Origin of the sequence: Pseudomonas sp. (genome assembly GCF_049590575.1) — a bacterium.
In the GTDB taxonomy this organism is placed as follows: domain Bacteria; phylum Pseudomonadota; class Gammaproteobacteria; order Pseudomonadales; family Pseudomonadaceae; genus Aquipseudomonas.
The window spans coordinates 1-10,419 of record NZ_JBAWDE010000406.1; the positions used below are offsets into that span (position 1 = coordinate 1).

The 10,419-nt window shown below is 60.6% G+C and carries 8 protein-coding genes and 1 pseudogene; 3 read left to right on the forward strand and 6 right to left on the reverse strand.

The window, feature by feature from the left end:
- Window positions 1–905: amidase family protein (locus WBR57_RS28315; RefSeq protein WP_424088573.1), on the forward strand; the 905-nt coding region annotated here is incomplete at its 5' end.
- Between the two features lie 65 nt (window positions 906–970).
- Here WBR57_RS28315 and WBR57_RS28320 read toward each other — a convergent pair.
- Window positions 971–2,431, reverse strand: coding sequence for a M10 family metallopeptidase (locus WBR57_RS28320; protein WP_424088575.1), 1,461 nt, complete (start codon window positions 2,429–2,431; stop codon window positions 971–973).
- Window positions 2,432–2,739: 308 nt separating this feature from the next.
- Here WBR57_RS28320 and WBR57_RS28325 point away from each other — a divergent pair, with 308 nt between their 5' ends.
- Window positions 2,740–3,603, forward strand: coding sequence for a LysR family transcriptional regulator (locus WBR57_RS28325; RefSeq protein WP_424088577.1), 864 nt, complete (start codon window positions 2,740–2,742; stop codon window positions 3,601–3,603).
- 181 nt (window positions 3,604–3,784) lie between these two features.
- Window positions 3,785–4,882, forward strand: a complete 1,098-nt coding sequence (locus tag WBR57_RS28330) for an SMP-30/gluconolactonase/LRE family protein (RefSeq protein ID WP_424088579.1) — start codon at window positions 3,785–3,787, stop codon at window positions 4,880–4,882.
- Between the two features lie 57 nt (window positions 4,883–4,939).
- Here WBR57_RS28330 and WBR57_RS28335 read toward each other — a convergent pair whose 3' ends face one another.
- The 5 genes and pseudogenes from WBR57_RS28335 to WBR57_RS28355 all read right to left on the reverse strand — a co-directional run.
- Entirely contained in the window at window positions 4,940–6,448 is a 1,509-nt protein-coding gene (locus WBR57_RS28335; protein ID WP_424088581.1) for a hypothetical protein, read from the reverse strand.
- A gap of 132 nt (window positions 6,449–6,580) precedes the next feature.
- Entirely contained in the window at window positions 6,581–6,928 is a 348-nt protein-coding gene (locus WBR57_RS28340) for a hypothetical protein (protein WP_424088583.1), read from the reverse strand.
- Window positions 6,929–6,930: 2 nt separating this feature from the next.
- Window positions 6,931–7,925, reverse strand: a pseudogene (locus WBR57_RS28345) (hypothetical protein).
- A gap of 137 nt (window positions 7,926–8,062) precedes the next feature.
- Entirely contained in the window at window positions 8,063–9,127 is a 1,065-nt protein-coding gene (locus WBR57_RS28350; RefSeq protein ID WP_424088585.1) for a lipocalin-like domain-containing protein, read from the reverse strand.
- The coding region (locus WBR57_RS28355) for an ABC transporter permease (RefSeq protein ID WP_424088587.1) at window positions 9,117–10,419 on the reverse strand (1,303 nt) is incomplete at its 5' end. The genes WBR57_RS28350 and WBR57_RS28355, both read right to left, overlap by 11 nt.

A 10,419-nucleotide genomic window follows, 5' to 3' on the forward strand; every position in this document is an offset into this window, starting at 1 on the left:
ACCTGGGCGTGTTGCACCAGGGCAGCGACGCCGGGGGGTCGATCCGGATTCCCTGCGCGTTTACCGGCACCTTCGGCATCAAGCCGACCTTCGGTTATGTGCCGCAGTGGCCGGCCAGTTCCATGACCGTCCTGTCGCACCTGGGGCCGATGACCCGTACCGTGGAAGACAGCGTGCTGATGCTGCAGACCATCGCCCAGCCGGATGCACGCGATGGCTTGATCGGCGCGCCGAGGACCACGCCATGGCTCATGCCCGGTAACGACCTGAAGGGGCTGCGCGTAGCGTACAGCCCCACTTTCGGCTACGTGGACGTCGACCCGCAGGTGGCCAGGGTGGTCGCCCAGGCGGTCGAAGGTCTGGTGCAGTTGGGCGCCCATGTCGAGCAGATCGACCCGGGGTTCAGTGATCCGCTGGAAGTTTTCACCACCTTGTGGGCCGCTGGAGCTGCACGCTTGACCGGCTCGATGAGCGACGCGCAAAGGCAGCTGCTGGACCCTGGCTTGTCTCGTATCGCACAACGTGGCGAGCGCTTGAGCCTGGATGATTTCAGTGCGGCCCTTGAGGCGCGGGCGGCCCTGGTGGCGCGGATGGCGGCGTTTCATGAGCATTACGACGTGCTGGTGTCGCCGATGATGCCGATCACGGCCTTCGAAGCCGGGCACGATGTGCCACCGGGTTCGGGCTTGCAGGCGTGGACGCAATGGACGCCGTTCACCTATCCGTTCAACTTGACGCAGCAGCCCGCGGCCTCGGTGCCGTGCGGGCTGGCGGCGAATGGCTTACCCGTGGGGTTGCACGTGGTCGGGGCGCGGTTTGCCGATGAGCAGGTGTTGAAGGTGTGTCAGGTGTATGCGAATGCGTTTCCCACGGAGCACCTGCAAACGCCCAGGGAGGGTTCCTGAAGCCCAGGCGAAGGGGGGCGGTGTGCCTGTCGTTTGACCAGGCAACACTCCCGCCCCGTACCCGCTTAATGCATAGACGATTTCTCCACCACAATGTCGGTAGGCTTGAGCGGTGTTTGACTGTCGATCAGCAGCAGGAAATCAGCGGTGCCGTTGCCTTTCACGTCGATCTCCAACCGAGCTTGTTTGGCCGCTGGGTCGTAACTGAGCACTGCCTCGCTGCGCCGTCCACTGAATTGCTCGACCAGCTTCACAGGCCCGACGAGCGCAGGGGGCCGCTGACCGTTACTCTCAGTATCCTTGGCACCCTTGCGCGCGCCCTTGCGATGCATCTCGGACACATCGACTTTATCCTTGCCCGAGACGAAATCAGTAATCCGGTCCGGTTTATCCGGCGTTGATTGCTTGACGCTCAGGTACTTGTAGGTGTTATTGCCGCCGTTCCCAGTCAGCGTGTTCTGTGCGCGGTTAGGGATAAACACATCGTTGCCTGTGCCCCCTATGGCGTTCTCGATGGTAACGCCCAGGGCGATAAATACATTGCCGACCATTCCGCCGATATTGGACGGTTGTCCAGGATTGAGGTTGATCAGTTGGTCATCGGAATACCCGGAGAAATCCACCGCATCGCTCTCGCCTTTAGGGTCCCATATGGTAAAGAGCGCTACATCGGTGGAGCGTTTCAATCGGAAGTCGTCGCGGTCGGCATTGGAGTTGAACCCATAGGTTGTATTCCCGGTACGGACATTCCTGTTGGCGCCGTAGAGCTTCTGGATAGCGGCAATGTCATCCACCATGGGGCCTACGGGGGTGTAGTGCATACCGTTCTTGGTAAAGTTCTGGCCGCTGCGATGTTCTTCCCAGTAGCTCATGACACTGTAGCCGATCGTGTCCTGTGCGTACCTTGGACCTCCCAAGCGCACCTCATGGGGGTGCGATAACCCCAGCGCATGCCCCACTTCATGCAAATAAAGCGCAAGTCCTTGGTTATTAGGGCTGGGGGCGGTAACGGCCTGATCGTTGGCATCGAGAAAAATCTCGGAGGTGACGCCCACCCTCGACAACTCCGGGTACTTTGCTGCAAAGCGCTGCGTGTCTGCAGTCGGAACCGAGCTCGCCAACGAGGTATCGAAGGGCCCATTGGTTGTCGCAAATTGGCTGAACGCGATGTTACCTTCGCTTGTGCCACCGGAAGTGGCATCGGTAAAGCGGACCTTGGCCACATCCGACCATTTATTCATCGCGGCTTTGGCGGCTTCTTGTGCGGCGGTATCAAGCGCACTGAACCCGCCCAAGCCGTAGGCTGGGAATAACTCACCTGGCTTGTCGCGCATACGATAGGACACATCCGTCCAGCCATCGCCGTTGTTATCAAGCCACCGCTGGCCTGTGCGCGTCAGCACGTCGGCCGCTTCTTTGACCGTGTATGAAGGCTTACCGTTGATTTCGCGTTGACCATTGACCTCGCGGTTGAAAGTGGAAAAATCAGTGAGGGTTAAACTCTGAGGCGAATTAATAGTAGACATTGCTCTGGCATACCTTTGAGAGATAAAAAATCGCACCGTTTCTATCGCCGCCTTGCGGTCTGGCGATGCTCCAGTGCAAGGAGACTATCCCTGGCGCCTCCCCCGCGAAGTAGGACTTATCAGCGAAATCTGATGTTACCCAAGCCTGGAAACAAGACGACTGCCAAATCGTTGAAGGGGCGATTTAACTTAAATAGATCTGTCCCGTTAAGTTCTGTCGACCTCACCACCGCATCAGCGAGCAAGCCCACGTCCACAGTTCTGAACACATTCCATTACACTGTCGCCCATTCATCCGCGGGGGTTTCATGGACATCGAACTGGCACGCACCTTTCTCGAAATCACCCGCTGCGGCAGCCTGGCCGCAGCGGCCGAGAAACTGCACGTTACCCAGACCGCCATTACCGCTCGGGTCAAAAGCCTGGAAAGCCAGCTGGGCAGCACGTTGTTTATCCGCAATCGCGCCGGAGCACGCCTGACCGCCGACGGCGAGGCCTTCGTGGTGTACGCCAACCAGTTGCTGCAAACCTGGGAGGCCGCCAAGCGTGACCTGCCGTTGCCCGACGGCTATCGCAACGTGCTGCACATCGGCGGAGAAGTGAGCCTGTGCAACCCGCTGATGCTCGCCTGGGCCCAGGCGCTGCGTGAACTCATCCCCGGGCATGCATTGCGCACCGAAGTGCGTGAAGGCGACTACTTGCTGCGCCAGCTGGAACTGGGCGTGCTCGACGCCGCGCTGGTGTTCCAGCCGCAGTACTGGCCAGGATTGCAAGTGGAGCAAGTGCTCGAAGAAAAACTGATCCTGGTGCAACTGGTGAGCAAGCCGGCTCCGTACGTCTACATCGATTGGGGCCCGGGGTTTCGCCAGCAGCATGACGCCGCCCTGCCCGACCTGGCCCGCGCCGCGTTGAGTTTCAACCTGGGGCCGCTGGCGTTGCAGTACATCCTGGAGAATGGCGGCGCCGGGTATTTCCGCACGCGGGTGGTGCAGAGCTACCTGGACAGCGGCGTGATGCAGCGCGTGTCCAAGGCCCCGGAGTTCAACTTCCCGACATTCGTGGTGTATTCACGCGCACGCGATTCGGCAGTATTGCAGCAGGCACTGGCATTGCTGCGTGAGGTGGTCAAGGCCGAAACCGACTGGTCGCAACGCTGGGACCCGCTGATCTGAAAACGCAGGATGACTGAACCGTACGAAAACTCGCGCATTCCCCACCACCGACTAAGCTCAGGCTCCAATAAAAAACCCTGAGCAGCCTGCCGTGGCAATTTCAACATTGTCTTGCCCTCAATGGATTACCTGTTCGGCACCCTGCACGGGAACCGCGCACTAACGACAACCAGGAATCGTCATGAGTACCCGTCCAAAAAAACTGCGCCATCTGATGTTCGTACTGCTGCTAGCGGTGATCGCTTTTCTGCTGCTGATGCCTACCAAGGTGCAACCAGTCAACTGGGCCCCTCCAAAAGCGCCCTCGATGAAAGACGGCCCCTACGCCGAAAACCAGCGACTCAAGGCGGTGCAAAAAATCGGCGCCCAGGACATCACCGGGCCCGAGGCGTTACTGCTGGATGCCCAGGGTTATCTGATCAGCGGGCTGCATGACGGACGGATCATCCGCACCGCGCCCGACAGCCGCAGCCTGCAAGTGCTGGCCAATACCGGCGGGCGCCCGCTGGGCATGGCGCTGCACCCGGATGGGCGCTTGGTCATTGCCGATGGGGTCAAGGGCCTGCTCGCGCTGGATACCAAGCGCCAACTCAGCGCGCTGAGCACCGCCGCCAACGGCGTCCCTTTTGGCTTTACCAATGACGTGGCGGTGGACGCGAGCGGGCGCTATGCGTATTTCAGCGACGCGTCGAGCCGCTGGGGTTATGGCCAGGATGGCGAGGCCGTGATCGAGCATGGCGGCGACGGTCGGCTGCTGCGCTATGACTTCAACACCGGCACCACCGAGGTGTTGTTGGAGCAATTGCAATTCGCCAACGGCGTGGCCCTCGGCCCGGATGAAAACTACGTGCTGGTGAATGAAACCGGGGCCTATCGCATCAGCCGTTTCTGGCTCAAGGGCGAGCGCGCCGGCAAACACGACCTGTTTATCGACAACCTGCCCGGCCTGCCGGACAACCTCAGCTTCAATGGCCAGGACCGCTTCTGGGTGGCACTGTACTCGCCGCGCAATCCTTTGCTCGACAGCTTCGCCGGCTACCCACTGCTGCGCAAGGTGATGGTGCGCGCGCTGATGGTGGTGCCCAAGCCGATCGAGCGCAAAGCCTTTGTGCTGGGGCTGGATACCGAGGGCAAGGTCATCGCCAATTTGCAGGATGGCAGCGCCGGCAACTACTCGCCGATCACCACCGCCCGTGAATATGGCGACTGGTTGTACCTGGGCTCGTTGAAAAGCACGAGCATGGCGCGCCTGCCGTTGGCGCTGGCACTGGCGCAATAACGCAAAAAGGGCATACAAGCTTGGCTCGTATGCCCCAGGTTTCAAGGGATCAGTTCCTCAGGCCTTGGTGCTGCTCAGCAAGGTCTGTTTGCACAGGTGGCCGAAGCTGACGAACTGGGTATTGTCGCCACCGACACCGATACCCGGATACTCCAGCACTTCCATGCGCCACACGCCGTAGTTGAAGTCGGTACGCCAAGTGTTGTTGTAGCCCTGGGAGTAATCGACAAACGTGGTCTGGAAATCACCGCCACTGCACGCCCCAACATTGATCGTTCCACGCGCTTGGCCCGAGCTGTCGGTAGGCGCCGAATACGCCTTGTAGACGATGATGCCGGTGTCCGGGTTGATGTGCTGGTCGAGGTAGACAATCGGGTGCAGCCCCACCAGCGGCGCGCCGGTGCTGTCGGACAGACCCATGTTCCAGGTCAGGTCACGGTAGGCCTGGGTGGTCATGTAGCCGTAGCCCACGTTGGAAGCCGAATACGGGATGCGCAGCACGTTCGACTCGCCCTTCATATCAGGGTTGTTCACCCGTGGGTTGGAACCAAACGACAGGTTGTATTTGCCCGTCGCGCTCCACGCATCATTCGGGTTCGGCCGCACACGCACCTTGACCACACCGCCGACACCCGGGCTTGGAATCGAGGTCGACTTGACGGTGGTGTCCACCACCACCCACTGGTTGCCATCAAAGCGCTCCAGGATCCACTTGTTGCGCGTGCTGCCGCTGGCGGCATCGGCCGTCAAGGCGATGCCCACGCTTTGGCCACGCACGGCGGTGAAGTCGAAGTAGTCGACATCGTTGGCGCTGTCGGCGTTGCCGCTGAGGTAGTTCAGCGTGTCCGGCAGCTGGAAGGCCGTGTCCGGTGTGTCATTGGGTTCGAAGGCGTCGAGATTCGCGTCCACTGCCACACCGAACTGGAAGCTCGAGCCCTGCACCGCGGCGTTGGCTTCCATGAACCAGTAGTAGTCACCGGCCGGCAGCACGCCGCTGAGGCTCTCATCGCCAGTGCCCGGGCTGTCGGAAGTCCCCAGCGGGATCGGGTTGCCTTGGCCATCGTCCTGGAACAGGGTCAGCGACATGTTGGTGCCTGCCGTCTGGCCGACCAGCAGTGCGTTGATCCGCGCCTTCTGCGGCAGGTTGAAGTGGTAGCACAGCAAGTCACCGGTCTGCACGCCATTGACCGTGTACAGCTGGTTCACATCCAGGGTGGTTTCGCAGCCCTGAACCAGCGCCGCCTGTACCGCTGCCGCTGGCTGGGCATCGGCTTTTTTCACCTGGGTCGCCGGGGCTGGCGAGGTGTGGTCCTGTACCACCGAGTCGGCCTTGGCCTTGGCGGCGAATACCGGTTTCTTCAGTTGAGCACCCGCTTGCAGTTGTTGTTTGAGCGCCGCAGAAGCCTGGGTGGCCGAAACTTTTCCGGCGGCTTTCAGGGTTTGTTTGACCGAAGGTTGAGCCGCTTGCGCAGCCAGGTGAGGGTACTGCTCGGCCAGGGCAAAGGCCGAAACGAAGCAAGTGGCCGCCATGGCCGCGCCCAGCATAAAGGCTTTTTTCGATTTCATTTTTTATCCATCCATAGTTAAAAAGTGAAGCTCAGGTGACATCCGGTCACCTGGGATGGAATGTAGAATATGACTGGATGGATGTACAGTATTTTTTAAGAAAAAAATGCCTGTAGAAAAAACGCCCTACCGTTACAGCCAAGTGCACCAGTAGCCCCAATTGCCAACCAACATTATCGCAAGGTGATAGGGCCAAACAGCCCACCGCTTGAGCGATAACGGAATAGCAGCCAATTCTGCCTCAGTCACAAAGCCTTCCTTCACGGAGCCTTTTGAGTGGGCGAGAATATCTATGATCAGACACATCAGCTTAAAACGCTGGTTGCGTTTCCAGCGCTGCTTACGCTTAAAAAACTCTGGGTTTGCACTGAAGTAAGTGTCCAGTTCGTCGAGCTTCGTACGTCCGACAAAAAGAAACACCCCCAACACGAAGACGGTTACGAGAGACAGCACAAGGGTATAGGGGAAAAAAAAAGACACCCTTAAGCCCCCTCTGGTTGGAAAATCAAATCACCATCGACATCTACGATCTTGCCGCCCAGAGTCGCCCCGCGATTACCACCCTCACTGCCTCCTGCATATCCACCCCCGCACTTCCAATAATTGCGCAGACAAGAGCACCCTTTCCTCTAGTCGCGACGCCCATAAAAATGTTGCATGCCCGACGAGCCAGTTCAGCCCCCAAAAAGCCTCCCCCAGCAGCCCCCGCCACTCCACCCACAAACCTTCCCGACTCCACATACTTCGCCCTTCTGCACTGCGTCTCCCGCCCCGTCACACACGCCTCCTTGACCTCCAACCCCGCTACGCCAACATCCAGCGCCAACCCCGCGTAAGTCCCTTTACCCAGCCACTTCGACATCTGCGCCATCTCACGCATCCGTTTCGCATACCCCGCGATCTCGCCTTTGTGCAAATAGCTTTTAGTCGAAATCCCCAACACCTTCTTCAACGAAGCATTACCCCGCAAGCCCGTGCCAAACCGCGCGGCGCCTTGCAGTTGCAGATCCAACCGCCGGAACAACGCCTGACGCTGCTGGATAAAGCTTTGCTTTTCCAGACCGCCGCCTTTCAAGCGCTGATGCAACCGCTCAATCTCCTCCAAGGTGTGCGCCACTTCATCCAGATGCCGCGCCCACACGGATGTCGCACTGCCGATGCCAATCGAGCCGTACGCGAGGAAGCTTTGCAGCAAGTCATAGTTGTCGATCAGCGCCTTGCCCGCCACTGCCTGCATGTCCAGGTTACGACGAACCTCTTCGGCATGCCGTACCAACCAGGCTTCCTCGAGCGAACAGCTCACGCTGTAAGTATCGGGAATGATCACCACCTGCCCAGGTGTAACCAAGCCATGGCGCAGGTGCCGGTTCAGCACATCAAAATGATCAGAGCGCTGCCCGCTCAAGCCACTGCCCATCAACCGGGATTTCAAACTGCTGTAGTCAATTACCTGGTCGTTGATATAACCCTGCGCCACGTCTTACATCCCGGATGCAATAAAGATGACGTCGGAATATAAGCAAGCGCCCCCTGCCCGGACACAAGTCCGGGGGGCTGAAAGCACATTTGGGAAGTGACTTACTCAGCGGAGAAAAAGCACCTACAGAAAGCACTCTAATACCCGGTCATCTCCAGATAACCCACCCCACCCTCGAACTGCACCGGGCCTTCCCAGTAGGGAATGTCCAGGTTCATCCAGGCGTTCGGGTTGACGGCCTGGGCAGTGATATCCAGCTGTTTGCCAGGAATTTTCAGTGACCAGCGCGTAGGAATCTTGCGCCCGTCAATGGCCGTGGTTTGCAGCGGCGCCAACTGGATATCGGTGTCATGCAGGGTTTGGGTACGGCCTTCGCGGTCGATCCAGGTGCCGGTCAAGTACGACCCGCCATCGGTTTGCCGCACACGAAACAGCATCAGTTGCTCGCCACGGTCCAGGTGCAGGGAAAACCAGTCCCAGCCGGTCTGGCTGGCGCCCAGCGGCTGGCTGCTCCATTCGCGATCAAGCCAGGCCGGGCCACTCACCTGGTAGGTGTTGCCGTCGATGCTGACGCTACCGCTGGCGTTGAAAAACGGCTGGCTGTAGTAGTACGACGCCTGGCCCTGGTCGGATTTACGGCTGTAGCCGCCGTCGCCCTGCAGCACCAGCGGGCGGCTGGAGGTCAGGTGCAAGTCGTAGGCGAAGTGCGCGCCGTTGGCCTTGAGTTGCATGTCCGCCAAGGCATCTGCGCTGCCGGGCTGGCTGGCGAAATTCCAGTCGTCGATCCACGCATTGAAGGGCGCCGCCTGGGCACCGGCCTGGCCGACGCCACCGCGGGCGTAACGCTCGGCGGCGTAATGGCGGGTGGCGGAGGTGACGGCGGCGTGGCCGAGCCAGAGGATCGAGTCCTGCCAGCCCGCTTGCGTCGGCCCGGCCTTGAGCGCGTTGCGAAACAGCGTCCATTGCACGCCGAACACATTGCCTTGGGCATCCTTGAGGTTGGCGGTGACGTACCACCATTCAATGCGAAAGCCTGCGTGGGGGCCGTGGTCCTCGGGGAAGCTGAAGACTTTCCCCGGCACGACCTGGGCAAAATCCGCCGCGTCACTGCCCAGGCCTGCAAAGCTTTGCGGCGCCGCAGGTTGTTTATCGCAAGCACCCAGCAACAACAGAACAGCCCACAACAGCGATTTAATCTTCATGGGCAAAGGTCCTCAACAAGTCAGCCGGACGGCTGCGGTACAACTGCCACAGCGGCCACGCCGAGGCCAACAGCGTGGCCAGCATCGACAGCCCGAGCAACTGCGCCAACTGCCAGGGGAACACCTGCAGCGGCAGGCGCCAGCCAAAGGCCTGCACGTTGATCACCGCATCCAGGCACCACGCCAGCAACAAGCCCAGGGGCAAGGCGAGCACCAATGTGAGTACGGCCAGCAGCCAGGTCTGCCCCAGGTTCAGCAGCATCAATTGCCGGCGCGTCACGCCCAACGCCCACAACGGTGCGAGCTGGCCGAGGCGGCTTTGGCTCTGGGTCAGCAGGCTGATAAACAGCGCCACGCCGGCCACGCCCAGGGTCAGGCTGTTAAGCGCCGCTGTGGCGGCGAAGGTGCGCTCGAACACCTGGCTCGACCAGCCCTTGAGCTGCTGTTGATCGACGATACGGCTGTCGTCCAGGGCAAATTCGCGCTGCACCTCACCTATCAGCGGCGGCACGTCGGCCGGCGCCACCCGCAGGTTGAAACGCGCCGGGGACAAACTCGGCCAATGGGCCAGCAGGTGCGCGGAATTGACCAGCACGTGGCCCTTGGGGTTGCCGTAGTCGGCGTAGATCGCCACCACCCTGGGTGACCATATGCCCTGCGGCGTGGGGATCTTCACCGTGTCGCCGAGCTTCACCGCCAGGCGCCGCGCCAGTTGTTCACTGAGCATCAGGGTGTCGCCTTGCAGCAAGCGGTCCCAGGGCGCACTTACCGCGTCCAGCAACGGCCAGTGCTGGCGATAGGTCGGGTCGTCGACCACACCAAACACGTCCGCCGGCCAGCCTTGCAACTGCACGGCGACCTGCCAGGTAGGCAGCACGGCCTGCACCAACGGTTGATGCGCAAGCCAGGTGTTGAGTTGTTCGGCCTGCGCCGGGGTTTGCGGGTTAAGGTAAAGCTCGGCGGTCAGGCGTTGCTCCAGCCAGTTGTTGAATGTGTGGCGAAACCCCGAGGTCATGGAACCGGCGCCGATGTTGGCGGCCAGGGCCAACAGCAGCGCCATCAGTGCCAGGCTCAAGGCCGGCAATTGCTGACGACAGTCCGCCAGAAACCATTGCCCGAGCACCGAACGGCTGCGCCCCAGCACCGTCTTCAGCAAGGCGTTGAGCAGCACCGGCAAGCCGAGAGCGGCGCCGAGCAGCAAGCTGGCCATCAGCACAAACCCGGCGGCCAGGCTGTCGCCCAGCCACAGCGCCAGCAAAGCAATCAGCAGCGCCGTCCCCGCGACCCAGCCC

Bases quoted from the DNA above. Each gene is read 5' to 3' on its own strand.
- WBR57_RS28325 (WP_424088577.1), top strand. From the start codon at position 2,740: ATGGACATCGAACTGGCACGCACCTTTCTCGAAATCACCCGCTGCGGC.
- WBR57_RS28335 (WP_424088581.1), bottom strand. From the start codon at position 6,448: ATGAAATCGAAAAAAGCCTTTATGCTGGGCGCGGCCATGGCGGCCACT.
- WBR57_RS28320 (WP_424088575.1), bottom strand. From the start codon at position 2,431: ATGTCTACTATTAATTCGCCTCAGAGTTTAACCCTCACTGATTTTTCC.
- WBR57_RS28350 (WP_424088585.1), bottom strand. From the start codon at position 9,127: ATGAAGATTAAATCGCTGTTGTGGGCTGTTCTGTTGTTGCTGGGTGCT.
- WBR57_RS28330 (WP_424088579.1), top strand. From the start codon at position 3,785: ATGAGTACCCGTCCAAAAAAACTGCGCCATCTGATGTTCGTACTGCTG.